Source organism: Rhodococcus sp. 06-418-5 (assembly GCF_002258285.1).
In the GTDB taxonomy this organism is placed as follows: domain Bacteria; phylum Actinomycetota; class Actinomycetes; order Mycobacteriales; family Mycobacteriaceae; genus Rhodococcoides.
In genome coordinates, this window is sequence record NZ_NOYE01000008.1 from 213339 (window position 1) to 233947 (window position 20609).

Consider the following 20609-nt stretch of genomic DNA (forward strand, 5'->3'; position numbering starts at 1 on the left):
CTTACCCGAAGGCGGTCTGGTTGGTGATGAGCGTGCGTTCCCTCGGATCGCGGGCGACGCCGGTGATGCCTTCGGATTCGCCCTGGATGACGCGTTCGTGCAGCATCGGCACGGCCGCATCCTTCTCCAGGATCAGCTTCTCGGCGTCCAGGATCGCGGCGCGGCGGTAGTCTCCGGGTTCGGTGGCCGAGGCGTCTGCCAACGCCGCGTCGACCTGCAGGTCGCAGAACTGGGAGATGTTGAACGATCCCTCACAAGCGAAGTCGGAGAACATGTATGCCACGGGGTCACCGGAATCGAGCACGGTGGCGCGGGAGAGAATGAAGGCGTCGAATGCGCCACTGAGCGCGTCGGTTTCGATGAACTGGTATTCGCGCACCACCTGCTCGACGACGAAGCCCTTCGCCTCGAGTTCCTGCTGCAGCAGCACGGCGACCTCGGGAAGTTCGGCACGGTCGGTGAACGTGGCGAGCGTGATCTTCTTGTCGGTGGCATCACCCGCCGGTGTGTCGGTGCGGGCGGGACGGCCCGCCGCCCACGGCAGCGCGGGGCCGAGCAGCCCGTTCGCGGCGTCCGCGCGGCCCTCGTAGACCTGCTCGACCAGACGATCCTTGTCCACCGACTCCCGTGCGGCGGCGCGCATGGCCGGATCGGCGAACACGCCGGACGACGTGTTCAGGTACAGGGTGTTGGTACGCGGCATCGGAACCTCGTGCACCAGCGACGGGTCGATGTTGGCGGCCTGCGATACCGGAATCGCCTCCACCACATCGGCGGTGCCGTTGCGGAGCGCCGCTGCGCGGGCCGTACCGTCGGGCACGAAGTCGACGTCGATGCCGGCGAGCGTCGCGGTCTCACCCCAGTAGTTCTCGTTGCGATCCAGCGTGGCACTGGATGTGCCGTTCACAGCGGTCAACACGAACGGTCCGGTGCCGGTTCCGACGGGGTCGCTGCCGCCTGCGGAGTACGCCGCGGGTGCCAGGATGGCGAGCTGAGGGCTCGAGAGTCGTTGCGGCACCAGTGGATCGACGTCCTCGGTGGTCACCTCCACCGAATCGTCGTCGGTGGCGGTCACCGTCAGCTCGACGCCGTCGAGGATGCGCGGTTTCGGCGCGGCGGTGGTGGCAGCGGTCAGTGCGGTGACGACGGCGGCGGAGTCGAGCGGCGCACCGTTGTGGAACCTCACGTCGGGTCGGAGGTCGAAACTCCAGGTGCGCTCGTCGACGCGGTTCCAGGCGGTGGCCAGAGCCGGCTGCGCGTCACCGAGATCATCGAGCGTGACCAGGGTTTCGGCGGTGGACCAGCGCGAGAGTTTGAAGGCATCGTCGCTGAACTGCGAGAGCCCCGAGCGTGGCGGCTGCAGCATTGCAACGCGGGCCCTGTCCGTGGTGCCGTCGGAAGGGGCCGAAGAAAAGCAGCCGGTCAGCGTGAGGGTTCCTACCGCTGCCAGGGTGCCGAGGCGGAAGGCTTTGGTGGTCAATGGATCTCCTGTGGTGGTGCGAGCCGGGGTACGGCGTCGATCAGGTCTCGGGTGTACGGGTGCTGTGGGTCGGTGAGAAGGTCTCGTACACTGCCGGTTTCGACGATCCGGCCGTCGTGCATCACCGATACCTCGCGGCAGAGTCGTACGACCGCAGACAGGTCGTGGCTCACGATCAGCAGGGCGCTCGGTAGGCCGGCCAGCACTGAGAGGACCTGCTCACGCAGTTCGGGGTCCAGTCCGCTGACCGGCTCGTCCGCCAGCAGGTACCGCGGTTCGCATGCCACCGCACGCGCAATGGCGACGCGTTGATTCTGGCCACCGGACAGTTCCGTCGGGCGGCGCTGCAGATAACGCTGGTCCAGCCCGACGGCAGCGAGTGCGGCACCTGCCTTGGCTCGATGATCGCCGTCGATGCCGAGCAGTCGCAGCGGCGTAGCCACCAGATCCAGGACACTGCGGCGTGGGTCGAGACTGGTGGCGGGGTCCTGGGGTACGTACTGCACCAATCGGCGAAACCACCGCAGCGATCTCGCGGAACCCGGACGGACGTTGCGCCCCTCCAGTTCCACGGTGCCCGCATCAGGGGAGTCCAGTGCCAGCAGCATGCGCAGCACAGTGGTTTTCCCCGAACCGGATTCGCCGACAACGGCGACGCGACCGGCAGGCGGTAGCGAAAGCGAGACAGCGTCCAGCGCGGTACGAGACGATCCGTGCCGAACGTAGGTGCGCGTGATGTTCGTCGCCGCCAATCCCGCAGTCATCGCGCTACCAGCTGACGAAACGGATCGGCGGCGCGAGCTCGATCGAGCATGCGCACCACGAGATCGGACCTGGGACTGTCGAGAATCTCTGCCGTGGAACCTGATTCGACGATGCGTCCCGAGTCGAGAACCATCAGGTGATCGCACAGCTGTGCGGCGACGGCGATGTCGTGCGTGATCAGCAGCAGCGAGGCCACCTCACGAAGAGCGTCGAGTACCCGCGCCTGGCTGACCACATCGAGGGCCGTCGTCGGTTCGTCCGCGATCACCAGCGGGCTCTCGCGCGCCAATGCGACTGCGATACAGACGCGTTGACGCTGACCACCGGACAGCTCGAGCGGGTGCGCGGCCAGGATGCGTTCGGTGTCGCGCAGACCCACACGCTCGAGCAGCGCGGAGGCGTCGCGCGCGCGGAGTTGCCTGCCGACGGTGACCATCGGGTTCAGCGCGGTGGCCGAATCCTGGAACACCATCGCCGGACGGGCGGTGCGCGGTCGCCGGGGCGTCGGAACCCCGGTGACGTCGTGGCCGTCGACGAGAATGCTGCCGCTGCAGGTGATGCCCGGCGGCAGCGCTCCGACCAACGCCGAAGCGATCATCGACTTTCCCGATCCCGACGCACCCAGAAGGCCGAGGCGTCGACCGGCGGGGATCTCGAAGGACACGTGCCGGACGATGCGCGAGTGTCCGGCGTCGATGCAGAGGTCATCGACGGCGAGCACGGTTTCTCCTGGGCTTGAAGGTGTTTATGAATGCGACAATCGTTGTCGATAGAGGACTGTAGGCGAATCGGGAAGGCGACACAAATTAGGCTGATCCGATGAGCAGGGCGAGGGACGCGCAGCGAGCGGCCGTCTACGACGCCGAGCAACTGGTCCGCACCATGTTCGATCGCGCCGAGGAGCGAGGTCTTCGCATGGTGGAGGTGATGGGTTCACAGATCACGCTGCCGATCGAGCGCAAATTCGCCTCCATCGAGTCGGTGCAGGCGTACGTCGATGCGGTGCTCGGGCTGGATTGGGTCGCCGCCACCTGGCCCGAGGCCGGTCTTGTGATCACCGTCCGGGCCCGTTCGGGTTCGGCTGCGGCGCATTACGAATCGGACACCGCCACCATTGCCGTGCCCCTGCATCGGGGCAACAGGGCCTGGGCGCTGCGGGAGCTGGTGGTGTTGCACGAGCTCGCGCACCATTTCGCTGAGGAGAACGAGCAGCAACACGGCGGCGCATTCGTCGACCGCTACATCACCCTCGTCGGCGAGATCGTCGGCTCCGAGGCCGGGTTCGTACTGCGCGCGATGATGGCCGAGAGCGGCGTCCGCATCGGCTGATCGCATTCGGGTGCATCATGGGAGACGCAGCCCACACGACGAGGAGATGTACATGACCGTCAAGATCGGTGTTCAGCTTCAGCCCCAGCACGCTCCCGACTATCAGTTGATCCGCGACGCGGTGTTGCGATCGGAGGATGCGGGCGTCGACATCGTCTTCAACTGGGATCACTTCTATCCGCTGTACGGCGACCTCGACGGCGCGCACTTCGAGTGCTGGACGATGCTCGGTGCCTGGGCCGAGCAGACGTCGAACGTCGAGATCGGCGCGCTCGTCACCGGCGGCGGCTACCGCAATCCGGACCTGTTGGCCGACATGGCGCGCACCGTCGACCACATCAGCGGCGGCCGGCTGATTCTCGGCATCGGCGCCGGGTGGAACGAGAAGGACTACGACAACTTCGGCTACGAATTCGGCACGGCCGGTTCGCGTCTGGCCTTGCTGAAGGAGAGCCTGGCCAGAATCCGACACCGACTCGACGTCGGAAACCCGGCTCCCACCCGCGACATTCCGATTCTCATCGGCGGTGGTGGTGAGAAGAAGACCCTGAAGATGGTCGCCGAGTACGCGCACATCTGGCACAGCTTCGCCGACCTCGAGGCGTTGAAGCGCAAGTCCGAGATCCTCGCCGAGCACGGCACCACCGTCGGGCGCGACGTCTCGGGCATCACTCGATCGGTCTCGTGGCCGGGCGCGGACACCGCTCAGGACTTCGTCGACGCCGGAGCCACCCTGTTCACCGTGGGTACCGGAGGCCCCGAATACGACCTCACGGAACTGGGCGAAGCCATCGCGTGGCGGGACGCGCACCGGTAGTCACACGTCACGGCAGTTCGTTGAGCGAAACCCTTGCGCGTCGGCCGTTTGGGTGAGTGGGCCCTGGTCCGCTTAGGGTTTTGTCCATGGTTGCCGTACGCGCTTCACGCGCGCTCGTGGTTCTCGTTCTCGGACTGTTGATGGCCCTCACGCTCGCCGCGTGTGGAACCTCGAACTCCGATGATCAGGCGGCCGCAGGTCCCACCGACCTGTGCGCCCCTCCCGGAGTCGACAGTGCGTCGTCCACGCCGACGAACTTCGACGCTGCCGCAGCGGCCGCGACAGAGGACAGATACACGACGGACAACGTCACCCCGCTGGACCGCATCGACACGAATGCCCTGGGATTGGCGACGCCGGGAGTGTTGACCGTCGGCACTCTCTCCGACGCCCCGCCGAGCATCTGCCTCGACTCGGCCGGCCAGTACACCGGCTACGACAACGAACTGCTGAAGGCCGTCGCGGACAAGCTCGGGCTGCAGATCAACTTCTCGGGCACCGAGTTCTCGGGCCTGCTCGCCCAGGTTGCGGGCCGCCGCTTCGACGTCGGGTCGTCCTCGATCACGACGACGGACGAGCGACGCAACACCGTCGGATTCACCAACGGATACGACTTCGGCTACTTCTCCCTCGTCGCTCAGACCGGCGGTCCGATCAGCCGCTTCGAGGACCTGAACGCGAGCACCAGGATCGGCGTGGTGCAGGGCACCGTGCAGGACGACTACGTGATGAACACGCTCGGCCTCGATCCGGTGAAGTTCCCGGACTACAACACCGCCTACGCGAACCTGCGGACCGGTCAGATCGACGCCTGGGTGGCCCCGTCGCAGCAGGCCGAGGGCTTGGTCAAGCCCGAGGACGGCACCGCGATCACACAGAACACGTTCTCGCTGAACAACTTCGTCGGCTGGGCCGTCGCCCGTGACAATCAACCACTGATCGATGCGCTGAACTCCGGGCTCGACGCGGTGATCGCCGACGGCACCTGGGCCACGCTCTACTCCGACTGGGTTCCTCGCGAGCTGCCCGACGGCTTCAAGCCCGGCAGCAAGGCAGCACCGGAGCCGGAGCTACCCGACTTCGCCGCCATCGCCGCGCAGAACGACGCGAACGCTCCCGAAGCGGTTGCGGTCCAGCCGAAGTCCACGCTGGCGCAGTTGGGCGACACGTTCTTCGACTGGTCGCTGTACAAGTCCGCCATCCCCGACTTGTTCAAGGTGGGCCTGCCCAACACGCTGATTCTGGCATTGGCGTCGGGCATCATCGGTACGGTCCTGGGCATGTTGCTGGCTCTGGCCGGCCTCTCCCGCACGCGCTGGTTGCGCTGGCCCGCCCGCGTCTACACCGACATCTTCCGCGGACTGCCCGCCGTGGTCATCATTCTGATCATCGGACTGGGCATCGGACCGGTGGTGCAAGGTGTGACCGGCGGCAATCCGTACTGGCTCGGCGCTGCCGCCCTCTCGCTGCTCGCCGCCGCGTACATCGGCGAGATCTTCCGATCCGGCATCCAGAGCGTCGAAGCCGGTCAGATGGAAGCAGCCCGGGCACTCGGATTCAGCCGTCGTCGTTCGATGAACCTGGTGGTCGTCCCGCAGGGTGTCCGACGCGTCCTGCCGGCGCTGATGAATCAGTTCATCTCGCTGATCAAGGACTCGTCGCTGATCTACTTCCTCGGACTGCTCGCCACCCAACGTGAGCTGTTCGCGGTCGGTCGAGATCTCAACGCACAGACCGGAAATCTGTCTCCGCTCGTCGCGGCCGGATTGTTCTACCTGGTGCTGACCGTGCCGCTCACCCATCTCGTGAACTACATCGACAAGCGACTGCGCACCGGCAAGGCCGAGCAGACGCTGGACCCGGTCGAGCAGGCCGTCGTCGTGGAAAGAGGCTGACATGACTTCTGTTTCGCTCGTAGGCAAGGACATCCACCTGTCCTTCGGCACCAACAAGGTGCTGCGCGGGGTGAGCATCGACGTCCCGGCCGGCACGACCACCACGGTCATCGGCCCGTCGGGCTCGGGCAAGTCGACGCTGCTGCGTGCTCTCAATCGACTGCACGAACCCGAACAGGGCGACATCCTGCTCGACGGCAAGTCGGTGCTGAACGACAACCCCGACCAGTTGCGTCAACGTATCGGCATGGTGTTCCAGCAGTTCAACCTGTTCCCGCACAAGAGCGTTGCCGACAACATCGCGCTCGGCCCGCAGAAGCTGCTCGGCCTGTCCAAGGAGGCTGCTCGCGCGGCCGCGATGGATCAGCTCGAGTTGGTCGGCCTGGCCAACAAGGCGGATTCGCGTCCGGGCAATCTCTCCGGCGGACAGCAGCAGCGCGTCGCCATCGCGCGAGCACTGGCCATGAAGCCGGAGGTGATGTTCTTCGACGAGGCCACCTCCGCTCTCGACCCCGAGTTGGTCAAGGGCGTGCTGGCGCTGATGGCAGACCTCGCGAAGGGCGGCATGACGATGGTGGTGGTGACCCACGAGATGGGCTTCGCGCGATCGGTGTCCAACAGGGTGCTGTTCATGGATCACGGCAGCGCCGTCGAAACCGGAACGCCGGAGCAGTTGTTCGACGATCCGCACACCGATCGACTGAAAGCGTTTCTGTCGCAGGTGCTGTAGCACGTTAGGGCAACCTCGTTGTCCGCGACTTCACCTGAACGTTCCTTTACTTTCGCTTTTGGGTGACAGCGTGCCCACTCATGAAGCCACTACCCTTGTTCGCGGTTCACGACGGAAGCTCCAAGCGATCGGCATTGACGTGCAAATACAAGTGCGGCGATGCGTGTTTCCACGAGGTTCCCAACACCTCGAAGGGTGAATACTTCGGCGACATCGTCAAGACCGCGATGTCGCGGCGCGGAGTGATCAAGGGCGGTGCCATGGCGGTGCTCGCCGTCGGCGCCGGTAGCGCTCTCGCCGCGTGCTCGACCGACGAGCCCGCCACCACCGGAAGCGGAACCTTGAGCACGTCGGGTGCTGACACCCCGCCAGTCGACGGCGTGGATTTCGTAGCGGTGGAACCGAACACCGAGGACGCCGTCGTGATACCCGAGGGCCACGAGCAGGCTGTCGTGATCCGCTGGGGCGATCCGGTCGTCGAGGGCGCTCCCGCGTTCGACTTCGACAACCAGACCGCTGCCGCGCAGGCGATGCAGTTCGGCTTCAACAACGACTTCGCCGGTCTGCTTCCGGTGGAGGGCACACCGAACGCGTTCCTGCTGGCGGTCAATCACGAGTACACCACCGAGCCGGCGATGTTCAAGGGCTACGACGCGGGGAAGCCGACGCGCGAGCAGTTCGACATTGCACTCGCCGCACACGGCCTGACGGTGGTTCAGGTTCAGGGCGAGGCTGATTCGGGCAAGCTGACGCCGACGATGGGCCGATACAACCGTCGCATCACCGGGACGACGGAGTTCGTCGTCACCGGCCCGGCCGCGGGCAGTGACTTCCTCAAGACCAGCGCCGACCCGACGGGTACCCGCGTGCTCGGCACGTTCAACAACTGCTCGGGCGGTCTGACGCCGTGGGGCACGGTGCTTTCCGGTGAGGAGAACTTCAACCAGTACTTCGGCAACGCGGAGTCGGTCACCGAGACCGTCGCCGCCGATCGCCTCGCCCGCTACGGCATCGAGGGCGCCGCCAGCGATCGCAAGTGGGAAACCTTCGACAAGCGCTTCGATCTCGCTCAGGAGCCCAACGAGGCCAACCGATTCGGGTACATCGTCGAGGTCAACCCGTGGGATCCGCAATCGGCTCCGATCAAGCACACCGCGCTGGGACGCTTCAAGCACGAGGCCGCCACCATCCACGTCACCGACGACGGCACCGTCGTCGCCTACAGCGGTGACGACGAGCGCTTCGACTACATGTACAAGTTCGTCTCGAGCCGCACGATGATGCCCGGCACCGGTGCGGCCGCGATGCGCAACAACCTGACGCTGCTGGACGCGGGCACGCTGTACGTCGCGACCCTCACCGGCGACACTCCCGACGAGATCGACGGCTCGGGCACCCTGCCCGCCAACGGCGAGTTCCGCGGCACCGGAACGTGGATCCCTCTGCTCGAGACCGGCGAGGACGGCCGCGGCACGTCACTCGTCGACGGCATGTCGGCCGAGGAGGTCGCGGTGTTCACCCGCCAGGCGGGCGACAAGGTGGGCGCAACCAAGATGGACCGTCCGGAGGACTTCGAGCCCAACCCGGTGACCGGCAAGGTCTACGTCGCGCTGACCAACAACACCAACCGAGGCACCGAGGGCAAGGCCGCGGCCGACGAGGCCAACCCTCGCAACGCCAACAAGAACGGCCAGGTGCTCGAGCTCGACGACGACCACGCGGGCACGTCGTTCACCTGGAACCTGTTGCTGGTGTGCGGTGACCCGAACGAGGCCGACACGTACTTCGGCGGCTTCGACAAGAGTCAGGTCAGCCCCATCTCGTGCCCCGACAACCTCGCGTTCGACTCGAAGGGCAACCTGTGGGTCTCCACCGACGGCAACGCTCTCGACTCCAACGACGGCCTGTTCGCCGTGGTGCTCGACGGCCCACGTCGTGGTGAGACTCGCCAGTTCCTGACGGTTCCCGCGGGCGGCGAGACCTGTGGTCCCATCGTCTCCGACGAGCGGGTCGTGGTGTGCGTGCAGCACCCGGGCGAAAGCGACGACGCCACCGCCGACGCACCGATCTCGCATTGGCCCGACGGCGGCGACACCCAGCCGCGGCCCTCCGTCGTCGCAGTGTGGAAGTCGGCGTAGCAGTTCGGATCGACAGTGAACCGAAGGGGCCCGCAGTCGAGACAATCGACTGCGGGCTCTTTCGCACTACCGGTGTGGTTGCGAAGCCGACAGGTGGACGGGCGTCACCACCGAGCGAGTGCCCGCAGCGATTCCGGTGTGCCCGCGTAGTGATTGATGTCGGTACGTCCGTCGATTCCGGGAATGGTGCCGCGGTCGGTGAACTGCCAGAACAGCCAGTTCGTCCAGCCGCCGGGCAGCGGCCCCAGCTCGTCGTTGTAGTCGGCGATCCACAGCGGATAGTCGGCGAACTCGTGGGTGTCGGCCATCGCCGTCCGCCAGAAGTTCGGATACGTGTAGATGATCGGCTGACGGCCGGTCAGCGTCTGGACGGTATCGAGGTACCGGTGCGTCCAGTCGATGACCTCGGCAGGCGACCTCCCCTTCGCGTCTTCGAGGTCGAGCACCGGCGGCAGATCACCCGGGCCGTTGATGCCCAGCACCAGTGCCGAGTAGTACGCGCCCTGCAACTCGGGTGAGAGCGTCACATCGGCGTAGTGGTATGCCCCGCGCGCCACGTTCGCCGTGCGCATGACGATGGAATCCTCGACGAAGTACGGGTTGACGTAGTCCAGACCCTCGGTGGCCTTGACCATCGCGAATCCGTGGCCCGCCGCCTTGACGGCATGCCAATCGATCGCGGTGCCGTCGATGTGTTGCCACGACGAGACGTCCAGGCCCTGCGGAACGGCCGACGCGATCCCGGGAGCAGCACAGGCGATGACACCGGCCGAGAACAATCCGAACAGAGCACGTGAGGTGCGAGAGAAGACCACCCGGGTGAGATTAGGGGGCCGGGACCTGGGCACTCAATGGTGAACAGTCACTAATGCGATCGGTCCACAGACATGGTTGAGTCCTCGGTAATGAGACGTGGGTAACACTCACGCCGCCGACAGCGACATACCCAGAGTCGGCACGAACAAACCAATGCAAACACGAACTACATCTCTTGGCTCGGAGGCGCACCCATGACTGTCGTGAACGATCTATCGCATCTGGCTCTCACGGATCTCGACCCGTCCGACTATGCGGTGCCGACCATCGCGCCGATCCGAACCACCGGACACCTCGACCCTGTGTTCTGCATCCACCCGCTGGTGGGTCTGGTCGATTGCTACGCAGGCCTGGCACCTCACGTCGACGACGACCGCCCCATCTACGGCGTCCAGGTACCAGCGTCCGGTGAGCGCGCCGAATCCCTCGCGGCACTGGCGGCGCAGTACGCCGACGACATCGTTCGCATCCAGACCGACGGCACCGTCCACCTCCTCGGCATGTCGTTCGGTGGCGTTCTCGCCCACGCCATCGCCGTCGAACTGCAGAACCGGGGCGTCACCGTCGGCGCACTGACGCTGCTGGACAGCGACCCTGTCCGGGCCCGCGCCGAGGGCGCAGATCTGCTCGGAGCCATGGGTGACGAGATCGATCGCAGCCACGTCGAGGAACTGCTCGCCGTCGCGTCGCACAACGACGAACTCGTCCAGCGCCACCTGCCCGGCATCTACTTCGGCAACGTCCTGGCCGTCTCGTCCCTCGGTACCGACTCCGGTTCCGCGTGGCACCCCTTCGTCTGCGGCACCGTCGCCAAGTACCTCGTGCCCGACGCCACCTCGTTCGACGTCGTCGGCCCTCTCGTCGACAGCTACCTCGGCTGATCCTTCTCGCTACCCCAGCCAGTCCAGCACGGCCGCCGCCGTCCAGGATTGCTGCATGCTGCCGAGCGGCTTGCCGGTGAACGGCTCGTAGTACTCGGCGAAGCTGCCGTCGCTGGCCTGACGCAACCCTTCGTCTCGCAACGACAGTGACCGCTCCGACCAACCACGACGCGCGAACGCCCACGAGAACAGCCACGTCATCACCGGCCACACCGGTCCGCGCCAGTACTCACGGGCACGGAAATCCTTCGACACCGGGGACGTGGACGGTGGAACGGCATAGCGCAGATCCGGATGTCCGCAGAACCGCGTGCCCTCGAAGATGCGGATCAAGTTTCGTTCCTGTTCGCGGGGCAGTCCGCCGCACAGCAACGGGGCGAACATCGCGATCGTCTCGGTACCGATCCACTGGCCCGTTCGCAGATCGAAGTCACGGGCCCCACCGGAGCGCGCATCCGTCGTCGCGATGACTCCCTTGCGGAACTTCTCTGCCCACGACCGCAACTCCCGAACATCGGAGTGGGGACGTGAATGGTCCTCGCCGATGGTCGCGAGCACATCGCATGCCACTGCGAAGATGGCGCTGACGAACACGTCCTCGACGGCGAAGCTCATCTTCGTCTTCAATGCATCGTCGTCGTACCCGACCTGCTTCATCTCCTCCACCAGCCAGATGTAGCGGTCGTACTCGAGATTGCTCGGCCGCTGGGAGGCGTCGGAGATCACCGCCTTGTCCTCTCGGAAGTACGGATCCATCTCTCCGGGAACCACATTCGCATAGGCCGAATCCCAACGAGGCGAATTGTCCATCCCCGACTCCCAGCCGTGGAAGACCGCGATCCGTCCGTTGTCGTCGACATCGCGGGCCTGAGCGAGCCAGCGATGCCACCGCACCAGATCACCCCAGCGGCGGTCGAGGAACTCCTCGGCGACGGCACGCGTCGTACGTCCGTGGCGCTTGGAATGATCGAGGATGCGCTGCACCGCGATCGCGTGCACCGGCGGTTGGGTGATCCCCGAGGTCTGCGGGCTCATCGGTGCGTGCGACGCGAGCGTGCCCGTCGCCCACCGCGCAGGACCGGGGAAGTAGCCGTCGACACCGTTGGCGAAGACGATGTGCGGGATCATCCCGTTCTTCCACTGTGCGGAGAGCAAGGTGTCCATCTCCACCACGGCCCGCTCTACGCTCAGCGGAGCCAGCCCGACCGAGACGAACGCCGCATCCCAGCTCCACATGTGCGGATACAGTCGCGGGGCCGCGCTGGTCATGGTGCCCAGGTCGTTGCCCCTGAGCAGATATGCCGCGCGCGCCGCCAACTGCGTGGAAGTGAAACCTCGATCGCCCATGCAGACAGTTTGCGTCCGCGCGCGTGATTCCGCTCGTTTGAAATCGAGGACCGAATATGTCCTCGATTGTTTCTAGTGTGGGATTCACCAGCCCATCCAGGAGGAAACGATGACCACCGAGAACACCGACATCACCAGAATGCTCGACGAACAGCGCGCGAACTTTCTCATCACCGTGCGCGGCATCAGCGACGAGCAGGCGCGTACCCGCACGACCGCCAGCGAACTCACCCTCGGCGGACTGCTGCATCACGTGATCAGCAACGAACGGCACTGGATGAAGGTGATCGCCGAACTCGACGACACGGCCGAGTTCGACATGGAGTTCGCCGGCGGCGAATACGTCATGGCGGACGACGAGACTGTCGCAGGGCTCATCACCGAGTGGGAAGAGGTGGCGCGCTCCACCACCGATGCCTTGGCGACGTTGGATCTGAATCTGTCCGTCCCGGTCCCGACGGCACCCTGGGCACCCGAACGCATCTGGCAGAGCGCACGATTCACGGTGCTGCACATCCTGCGCGAAATCTCGCAGCATGCAGGGCACGCGGACATCATTCGCGAGGAACTCGACGGAGCGAACACCACCCGGACCTGGGCATCCGAGGCGGGGATGAGCTTCTAGATAGTCTGGCTTCATGACTCGTACTGCGCTGGTGACCGGGGCAAGCCGTGGCCTCGGGGCCCACATCGCCCGATTGCTCGCCCCGGATCACCACGTCCTGCTCGGCGGACGATCGGCCGAGTCTCTCGAGGCCGTCTCGTCGGAACTGTCGGGAGCCACCCCGTGGCCGGTGGAACTGACCGATCCCGACGCGGTGGCCGCAGCCGCGTCGGGCATCGATTCTCTCGACGTGTTGGTGCACAACGCCGGAGTCGCAGCACTGGGGACCGTCGAGGAGTCGACGGCGGAGGACTGGCGGCGACAGTACGAGGTGAACGTCATCGCCGTCGTCGAGCTGACTCGGCTGCTCCTACCGGCGCTGCGGAAGGCCAACGGCCATGTGGTGCTGATCAATTCGGGTGCCGGCATTCGCGCGAACCCGGGGTGGGGCGGCTACGCGGCGAGCAAGTTCGCGTTGCGCGCATTCGGTGATGCACTGCGACAGGAGGAGCCGACGCTTCGTGTGACCTCGGTTCATCCCGGACGTATCGACACCGAGATGCAGCGCGAGATCGTCGCACACGAGGGTGGGGAGTACGACGGCTCGAAATTCCTGCAGCCCAGCACCGTTGCCCTCGCGGTGCGCAACGCCATCGATACCCCCGCCGATGCTCACCCCACGGAGCTGGTGCTGCGCACCAGGTGAGCAGAAGTGCCCTCGGCCGTTGCGCAGGCTCCACTCCGGCCTCGTAGGAGGGGATGGAATCTCCGATCGCGTTCAGAGGTCGTCGAGCGTCACGATGCCGTCCTGCAGTGCCCGGGCGACCAGTGCAGCCTTCGTCGGAGCCGCTCTACCCACGCGGGAGTACTTGTCGCGGATTCGCGTCAGGTGCGTGTTGACGGTTCCCAGTGCGATGTGAAGACGGGCCCCGACGTCGACTTTGGAGTCGCAGTCCAGCCAAGCCTTCAGGACGGTGACCTCACGCTCGGTCAATCCGGGAGATGCGTACACCGGCACCGCCTGCGGCGGTGTCCTCTGCACTCGCACCGGAGGGTGCGTGGAACGTGTCAGGGGCTGCCTGGTGCCGAGTGGTGCCAGAGCTCGCGGCTGTGTGGGGGGTCGATGACCGATCACCACCATGTGTGCCTCCTTGCGATATCGGCCGTCACACGAACTCTCGGCCCGTGTGCATCTGATCACGGCGCGTGAATCCCCTGCAACACAAACCAATTCGACTCAGGTCTCTATCAGAGTGTTCCAACTAACCCCACGTGTAGTTGGTTGTAAACCAAGCGGGCGACACACTCGGATTGCTATGGTTCGAGGTCCATTCCGGAGCTGTGCAGTCTGTAGAGGCGGTAGTCGTTGAACACCAGGCCGACCCCGCGCGAGCAGTTCCTTCGGACCGGCTACCGGCTTCTGGACGAACTCGACACCACCGATCTGGCGCGATCGCTCTCCATCGCGGCCGTCGTGGACGGTGCCGGTCTGTCCCATCAGACCTTCCACAACGCCTACCCAGGCAACTCACGCAGCGGTGGCTCCGGCGGCAAAGAGGCGTTCGTCGCGGATCTGCTGGACAACCTGACCGTGAATTACAGCGGAACCGTCTCACCCACCGACCCGCCGACGGGATGGCGCGACGCGGCTGCGCCGGTGTCGGCCCTGTTCGACGACCTGACGTCGGGATTGATGCGGCGCCGACTCATCGCCGTCCTGTTCGCAGCCGACCACGACGGAGCCCGCAAGGCAGTCACCCCGGAATTCGAACGGCTCGATGCAGACCTCCGCACAGTGGTCGGTCAGGCGATCCAAGCCCAGGGTGGGTCCGTGCGTCGGCCGTTGTCCTTGACGTCCCTGTCCACTGCCCTGGGCGCACTCCTCGACGGCTACGCGCTCCGTGAGATGCTCACGCCCGGTTCGGTTGCCACGGACGAGGTATCCGACGCAGTCACCTCGATCCTGCGGTGGGCCATCGACCCGGTGCACTCCGATCGAATTGCACCCGAACCCGACCCCGTCGATGCGCTCGAGGGTGCCGCTTCCCTTCGCCCGGATCTGGAGGCCGACGTCATCGCGGCTACGGAAACGCTCTTCCTCGACAACGGCTACTTCCTGGTCACGCTCGCCGACATCGCCGCAGCGGCGAAGATCCGGGTCGAGGATCTTCGCCGCCTGTTTCCCAGCAAGGTCGACATCATCGTCGCCGCACTGAAACCCGAGTTCGATCGCGTCCTACGGTTGCGCCGCGCCGACGAACGCCTCGGAATCGAGCCCGCAGTCGCACTGCAACGAACCCTGATCTCGCTGGGGGACTTCGTGATCGAAAACCGGGCGATGAGCTCGGGGATGCTCCTCGCCCTGAGCTTCGAGCAGTTCCAGCATCCGAGCACGATCACGACCGTGATCGAGAACCTCTACCTCCCCGCTGCCGTCGTCCCCATCCTCGAACGCGGACGCGAAACCGGTGTGTTCAGCGACGAGGCACCCGCACCCGAGGTGGCGATCATGCTGACCAACAACGTTCTCTTCCGATGCCTGACGCGTCCCACCGAAACGGCGTCGGACGTCGTCGCCGGTGTGCTGCGAGTACTGATGCCGGGCGTCTCGACCAGGACGCCCTGACATCACCCGGCCCGAGGGTGCGTCGTAGGTCTGGAACTCGGTCTGCGAAAGTCCTACGGTTGTGTCATGGCACTGTCGAAGGCAGAACGCGAAGAATTTCTGGCCGAGTCTCACGTCGCCGCGCTGTCCGTCTCCGCGGGCCCGGATCGTGGTCCGCTGACCGTCCCCATCTGGTACGACTACACACCTGGTGGCCAGGCCTGGGTTCTCACCGGAAAGACGTCCAGGAAAGCCGAATCGATCCGGGCTGCACAGCGTTTCACGCTCATGATCGAGCAGACGAATCCGACCATCAAATACGTGTCCGTCGAGGGACCGGTTGCGCGGGAAGAGCCGAGTACGCCGGAGCTACTACGCGCCATGGCTGCGCGCTACCTACCGCCGGAGAAGGTCGACGGCTATCTCGAAATGGCCGACAGCGAGCACGAAGAGAACGTGGTGTTCTACCTGCAGCCGGAGCACTGGCTGTCGGCCGATCTGGGCGCGATCTGAGGTAGCGCGCCGGTAGCGCCTTCCCGAATCAGGTGGTCGGTGTCAGGGCGTTGCCGGGCGGGACGGTCGCACAGTTGCTGCGCGTCGGCCCACCGGCGAATCGCTCGGTCAGGAACTGCAGGCTCTGCGCCTCGAACACCGGGAACGCATCACTGTGCGTCAGGCCGTCGTACTGTGCGTACTGCACATCGACGCCCCGCCCGCAGTATGCGTACGCCAGCCCCTGCACGTCGCCGGTGATCATGATCGTGTCGCCGATCGGATCGGCGTGCCCGACAGCGAGGAACATCGGCGTTCGCGGAGTGCCCTGACTGCCCATGATGTTGTCGTCGATCGCCGCCACGACCTCGGGTACGTCCAGCAGTGAGGTGTACGGGGCCTTGACCATCGACGCGTCGGTGAGCGTCGGATAGTCGTCGGCGAACTGCGCGATGCACTCCTGATCGACCTGATCGATGACATCGAGGCCGTAGTCGGAGATGAAACTGTTCAGGTCGAGGCCGTATGCACGTTCGTAGGCGACCACCAGTGCCGGGATGACACCCGCCCACTGCTTGTTTCCGCTGACGTACGGCAGGTTGTGAGCCAGGTCGACCGGCAGCCCGCCGGCCGCCGCACCGACGAGGTTCAGCTCGGGGGCGTACTCGGGAGCGATCTCGGCACCCCACTGCGTCGGCACGGATCCACCGGAGTACCCGACCATGCCGACGGGCGTGCTCGACGGAAGCCCCAGAAAGGACTGGGCCGCACGAACGCCGTCCAGCGCTGCGTAGCCCGACTGCCGCCCGATCGTCCACTCGAGCTCCTCACCCTCGTAATCCGGTACGACGACGGTGTAGCCGGCTGCGAGGTAGCCGGCAATGACTGCCTGTTCCGCGCCGGCAATGGGACTCGTCGACCCGCCGCTGAGCGTGTACGAGGGATTGCACTGAGAGCCGAGCGCGTCGTAGGCCATGTGGTACGAGACGATCCGCGTCGGCCCGGGAACCAACGGCCGCAGCACAGTTGCGACCGTGACGACGCCGTCACCCTGCTGGTCGGTGGTTCGGTACAGAACCTGGCTACCCGTGATCGGCGTCGGGTGGCTGGGGGTACGGAACGTCATGGGCCTCGACCGAAGGACCGTTCCCGGGGAGACGTCCAGCCCGCCGTCCCACTCGTAGAACGGATCGTCGGCGGGAATCGGTGAGCCCGGCCCCGGATCTGCTTGTGCCACAGGGACACTGACGAATGATGCGGACCCGAGAAGTAGAACGACCGAGGCCATCAGCCTCATTGCAAAGCTTCTACCAGCCAGTGACATGGAACAATTAAACCCCCGCGAACTCGAAGTCATGGACGGAAATCGCCAGATTTTCATCCATGACTTCGAGTTCGGCGGAGGCTGGGTTACTTCAGGACGATGTTCACCATTCGACCCGGGATCACGATGATCTTGGTCGGGGCCTTGCCGTCGAGCAGGGCCACGATTTTCTCGTCGGCCAGCGCAGTCTTCTCGACGTCGTCCTTCGTCGCATCTGCGGGGACGGTGATGCGGCTGCGGACCTTGCCGTTGACCTGGATGGGGTAGTCGACGGTGTCGGCGACGAGCCACTTCTTCTCCACGCGCGGGAAAGGCCCGTGCGCCAACGACTTCTCGTGACCGAGCTTGCTCCACAGTTCCTCGGACAGGTGCGGTGCCAACGGAGCGAGCATCAGGATCAGCGGCTCCACCACCCCACGCGGGGCACCGTCGGGGTACGCCTTGGTGATGTGGTTGGTCAGCTCGATCAGCTTGGCGCCGGCCGTATTGTCGCGCAGCGCAGCGTAATCCGCGTGCACACCGTCGATAACGCGGTTGAGTACACGCAGCGTGTCCTCGGTGGGCTTGGCGTCGGTGACGCGGATCTCGCCGGTCACCTCGTCGAGCACCAGTCGCCACACCCGCTGCAGGAAGCGCTGCGCGCCGACGACATCCTTGGTCGCCCACGGCCGCGAGGTGTCCAGCGGTCCCATCGACATCTCGTAGAAGCGCAGGGTGTCGGCACCGTACTCGGCGAAGATCTCGTCGGGGGAGACCGAGTTCTTCAGCGACTTACCCATCTTTCCGTACTCACGGTTGACGGGCTGATCCTGGTGGAAGTAGCCACCGTCGCGCTCGATCACCTCGGCCGCGGGCACGTAGACGCCGCGAGCGTCGGTGAAAGCGTAGGCCTGGATGTAGCCCTGGTTGTAGAGGCGGCGGTACGGCTCGCTCGAGCTGACGTGGCCCAGATCGAACAGCACCTTGTGCCAGAAGCGCGAGTACAGCAGGTGCAGCACCGCATGCTCGACGCCACCGACGTAGAGATCGACTCCGCCGGGATCGTGGGGTCCGTGGATCTCCGGACGCGGTCCGACCCAGTACTTCTCGTTCTCCGGGTCGGCGAAGGCCTCGGAGTTGGTGGGGTCGATGTAGCGCAGCTGGTACCAGGAGCTACCGGCCCACTGCGGCATCACGTTGGTGTCGCGGGTGTAGGTCTGCAGCCCGTCGCCCAGATCCAGTTCGACGTTGACCCACTCGGAGGCCTTGGCCAGCGGCGGAGACGGCTCGGAGCCCGCGTCGTCGGGATCGAACGAGACGGGTGCGTAGTTCTCGACCTCCGGAAGTTCCACCGGCAGAGCAGAATCCGGCAGCCCGTGCGGGTTGCCCTCGGCGTCCCAGACGATCGGGAAGGGCTCGCCCCAGTAACGCTGACGAGCGAACAGCCAATCGCGCAGCTTGTACTGAATGGTGCCGCGGCCGGTGCCGTCGGCTTCCAGTCGCGTGATGACGGCGGCCTTGGCCTCGTCCACCGGCAGACCGTCGAGGAAGTCGGAGTTCACCAGCTCACCGTCGCCGACGTATGCGGCCTCGGTGACGTCTCCGCCCGAGATGACCTCGCGCACAGGCAGATCGAACGCGGTCGCGAACTCCCAGTCGCGTGCGTCGTGTCCGGGGACGGCCATGATCGCGCCGGTTCCGTAGCCGGTCAGCACGTAGTCGGCGATGAACACCGGCACCTGCTCACCGTTGACCGGGTTCTTCACGTAGGCACCGATGAAGACGCCGGTCTTCTCCTTGTTCTCCTGCCGCTCCAGATCGGACTTGGCGGCGATCGAACCGCGATATGCCGCAACGGCTTCCGCGGGGGTTGCGGCTCCGCCGGTCCACTTCTCGGAGACGTCCGCCGGCCACTGTTCGGCCACCATGCCGTCGACCAGCTCGTGCTCGGGGGCCAGCACCACGTAGGTGGCACCGAACAGCGTGTCCGGACGAGTGGTGAACACCTCGATGTTCGAGAAGGAGACCTGCGCACCGCGGGAGCGCCCGATCCAGTTGCGCTGCATGGTCTTGACCTTCTCGGGCCAATCCAGGTACTCGAGGTCGTCGACCAAGCGGTCCGAGTACGCGGTGATCCGCATCATCCACTGCCGCAGGTTCTTTCGGAACACCGGGAAGTTTCCACGATCGCTGCGTCCGTCAGCGGTGACCTCCTCGTTGGCGAGCACCGTACCCAGACCGGGGCACCAGTTGACCATCGAGTTGGACTCGTACACCAGACGGAAGCCGTCGATCACCTCGCGGCGTTCACCGACGGTCAGCGACTCCCAGGAGCGGCCGTCGTCGAGGGTCCGCTCGCCCGAGGCGAAGGCCGCCTCCAGCTCGGAGATCGGACGCGCCTTGTTCTGATCGACGTCGAACCAGGCATTGAAGATCTGCAGGAAGATCCACTGCGTCCAGTGGTAGAAGTCGACGTCCGTCGTCGCCAGGGACCGTCGGCGATCGTGCCCGAGACCCAGCCGACGCAGTTGGCGTCGCATGTTGGTGATGTTGTCCTCGGTGGTGCTGCGCGGGTGCGTGCCCGTCTGCACGGCGTACTGCTCGGCCGGCAGACCGAATGCGTCGTAACCCAGCGCGTGCAATACGTTGCGGCCCTGCATGCGGTGATAGCGCGCGAAGACGTCGGTGGCGATGTAGCCGAGGGGGTGACCGACATGCAGCCCACTGCCCGAGGGGTACGGGAACATGTCCTGGACGAACAGCTTGTCCTTCGGGACGTCTCCGGCGAGGCTTCCGACCGGATTGGGCGCGTCGAAAGTGCCCTGCGTCTCCCACAGGTCCTGCCACTGCTCCTCGATGTGCCCGGCGAGTTCGGCTGTGTAGCGGTACTCGGGGGCGGACTCGGTGGGTGCTTCAACGGAATCGGTCACACCTACCAGCCTAAAGTGTGACGCGGCCCGCCTGGTACCAGGACCTTGCTGCGCCGTATCCTGGCCAGGTGGTCATCGTCTCGGTTGTGTTGTTCGTGCTCGCCCTCGTCGTCGGCGCTGTCGCTGTCGCGTCACTGCTGGGCCGGCTGCCACGCAACCGTTTCGCGGGTGTCCGCACCGCCGAGGCCATGCGTGACGACGACACGTTCACCCTCGCCAACCGCGTCGCAGGCCCAACCACCGCCGCATCGGCCCTGGTACTGGCCATCGGCGCCGTGGCCGCTCTCGCACTGAGCGGCATCGCCGCTGTCGTCGGCGTCGTCGTTGCCCTCGTGGCCGCGCTGTTCATCGCCGCAGCCGGCGGGACCATCGGGGCCCGCGCAGCAGCGGCCGTTCCGCCACCCGCCGAGGCGGACGGATGCGGAAGCTCGTGCATCTCGTGCAGCCTCAAGGACGCCTGCCAGCCGAGCTGAGCCG

At 65.6% G+C, this 20609-nt stretch carries 19 protein-coding genes; 11 read left to right on the forward strand and 8 right to left on the reverse strand.

Annotation, left to right across the window (positions count from 1 at the left end):
- Window position 1 precedes the first annotated feature (1 nt).
- From CH274_RS02770 to CH274_RS02780, 3 genes are read right to left on the reverse strand one after another with little or no spacing between them, the layout of a single operon-like run.
- Window positions 2-1480, reverse strand: a complete 1479-nt coding sequence (locus CH274_RS02770; protein ID WP_256993459.1) for an ABC transporter substrate-binding protein — start codon at window positions 1478-1480, stop codon at window positions 2-4.
- Window positions 1477-2244, reverse strand: coding sequence for an ABC transporter ATP-binding protein (locus tag CH274_RS02775; RefSeq protein WP_094656671.1), 768 nt, complete (start codon window positions 2242-2244; stop codon window positions 1477-1479). Before CH274_RS02775 ends, CH274_RS02770 begins: the two co-directional genes overlap by 4 nt.
- Entirely contained in the window at window positions 2241-2966 is a 726-nt protein-coding gene (locus CH274_RS02780; RefSeq protein ID WP_094656672.1) for an ATP-binding cassette domain-containing protein, read from the reverse strand. Before CH274_RS02780 ends, CH274_RS02775 begins: the two co-directional genes overlap by 4 nt.
- A gap of 98 nt (window positions 2967-3064) precedes the next feature.
- Between CH274_RS02780 and CH274_RS02785 the strand changes: the two genes are divergently transcribed.
- The 5 genes from CH274_RS02785 (at window position 3065) to CH274_RS02805 (ending at window position 9154) form a co-directional block, all read left to right on the forward strand.
- A complete protein-coding gene (locus CH274_RS02785) occupies window positions 3065-3574 on the forward strand; it encodes a TIGR04338 family metallohydrolase (protein WP_094656673.1) in 510 nt (169 codons plus the stop codon).
- A 46-nt stretch (window positions 3575-3620) separates the two neighbouring features.
- Entirely contained in the window at window positions 3621-4391 is a 771-nt protein-coding gene (locus CH274_RS02790; RefSeq protein WP_179275491.1) for an LLM class F420-dependent oxidoreductase, read from the forward strand.
- Between the two features lie 86 nt (window positions 4392-4477).
- Window positions 4478-6286, forward strand: coding sequence for an ABC transporter substrate-binding protein/permease (locus CH274_RS02795; protein WP_094656674.1), 1809 nt, complete (start codon window positions 4478-4480; stop codon window positions 6284-6286).
- A gap of 1 nt (window position 6287) precedes the next feature.
- Window positions 6288-7016, forward strand: a complete 729-nt coding sequence (locus tag CH274_RS02800; RefSeq protein WP_094656675.1) for an amino acid ABC transporter ATP-binding protein — start codon at window positions 6288-6290, stop codon at window positions 7014-7016.
- 80 nt (window positions 7017-7096) lie between these two features.
- On the forward strand, window positions 7097-9154 hold the full coding sequence (locus CH274_RS02805) for a PhoX family protein (protein ID WP_094656676.1): 2058 nt from the start codon (window positions 7097-7099) through the stop codon (window positions 9152-9154).
- A 104-nt stretch (window positions 9155-9258) separates the two neighbouring features.
- On the opposite strand, the gene CH274_RS02810 is transcribed toward CH274_RS02805, so the two are convergent.
- Window positions 9259-9969, reverse strand: a complete 711-nt coding sequence (locus CH274_RS02810) for a glycoside hydrolase family 25 protein (RefSeq protein WP_094656677.1) — start codon at window positions 9967-9969, stop codon at window positions 9259-9261.
- Window positions 9970-10164: 195 nt separating this feature from the next.
- On the opposite strand from CH274_RS02810, the gene CH274_RS02815 reads away from it, so the two are divergent.
- Window positions 10165-10851 (forward strand): thioesterase domain-containing protein, encoded by a 687-nt coding sequence (locus CH274_RS02815; protein WP_032396955.1) that lies wholly within the window; start codon window positions 10165-10167, stop codon window positions 10849-10851.
- 9 nt (window positions 10852-10860) lie between these two features.
- On the opposite strand, the gene ggh is transcribed toward CH274_RS02815, so the two are convergent.
- Window positions 10861-12198: a glucosylglycerate hydrolase gene (gene ggh / locus CH274_RS02820; RefSeq protein WP_032396956.1), complete on the reverse strand. Its 1338-nt coding sequence runs from the start codon at window positions 12196-12198 to the stop codon at window positions 10861-10863.
- A 109-nt stretch (window positions 12199-12307) separates the two neighbouring features.
- On the opposite strand from ggh, the gene CH274_RS02825 reads away from it, so the two are divergent.
- Window positions 12308-12823: a DinB family protein gene (locus tag CH274_RS02825; RefSeq protein WP_094656678.1), complete on the forward strand. Its 516-nt coding sequence runs from the start codon at window positions 12308-12310 to the stop codon at window positions 12821-12823.
- Window positions 12824-12836: 13 nt separating this feature from the next.
- Entirely contained in the window at window positions 12837-13508 is a 672-nt protein-coding gene (locus CH274_RS02830; RefSeq protein ID WP_094646238.1) for an SDR family oxidoreductase, read from the forward strand.
- Window positions 13509-13580: 72 nt separating this feature from the next.
- Here CH274_RS02830 and CH274_RS02835 read toward each other — a convergent pair whose 3' ends face one another.
- On the reverse strand, window positions 13581-13943 hold the full coding sequence (locus tag CH274_RS02835; protein ID WP_082322619.1) for a LuxR C-terminal-related transcriptional regulator: 363 nt from the start codon (window positions 13941-13943) through the stop codon (window positions 13581-13583).
- A 225-nt stretch (window positions 13944-14168) separates the two neighbouring features.
- Here CH274_RS02835 and CH274_RS02840 point away from each other — a divergent pair, with 225 nt between their 5' ends.
- Complete coding sequence (locus CH274_RS02840) at window positions 14169-15428, forward strand: TetR/AcrR family transcriptional regulator (protein WP_094656679.1); 1260 nt, start codon at window positions 14169-14171, stop codon at window positions 15426-15428.
- Between the two features lie 66 nt (window positions 15429-15494).
- Window positions 15495-15920, forward strand: a complete 426-nt coding sequence (locus CH274_RS02845) for a pyridoxamine 5'-phosphate oxidase family protein (protein ID WP_045200650.1) — start codon at window positions 15495-15497, stop codon at window positions 15918-15920.
- Window positions 15921-15948: 28 nt separating this feature from the next.
- Here CH274_RS02845 and CH274_RS02850 read toward each other — a convergent pair whose 3' ends face one another.
- Both CH274_RS02850 and leuS read right to left on the reverse strand, forming a co-directional pair.
- Complete coding sequence (locus CH274_RS02850) at window positions 15949-17187, reverse strand: lipase family protein (RefSeq protein ID WP_373453903.1); 1239 nt, start codon at window positions 17185-17187, stop codon at window positions 15949-15951.
- Window positions 17188-17309: 122 nt separating this feature from the next.
- The gene (leuS, locus tag CH274_RS02855) at window positions 17310-20132 is read right to left on the reverse strand and encodes a leucine--tRNA ligase (protein WP_094656681.1); all 2823 of its coding nucleotides are present in this window, start codon (window positions 20130-20132) and stop codon (window positions 17310-17312) included.
- 68 nt (window positions 20133-20200) lie between these two features.
- Between leuS and CH274_RS02860 the strand changes: the two genes are divergently transcribed.
- Window positions 20201-20605, forward strand: coding sequence for an SdpI family protein (locus tag CH274_RS02860; RefSeq protein WP_094656794.1), 405 nt, complete (start codon window positions 20201-20203; stop codon window positions 20603-20605).
- The last annotated feature ends 4 nt before the right edge of the window (window positions 20606-20609 follow it).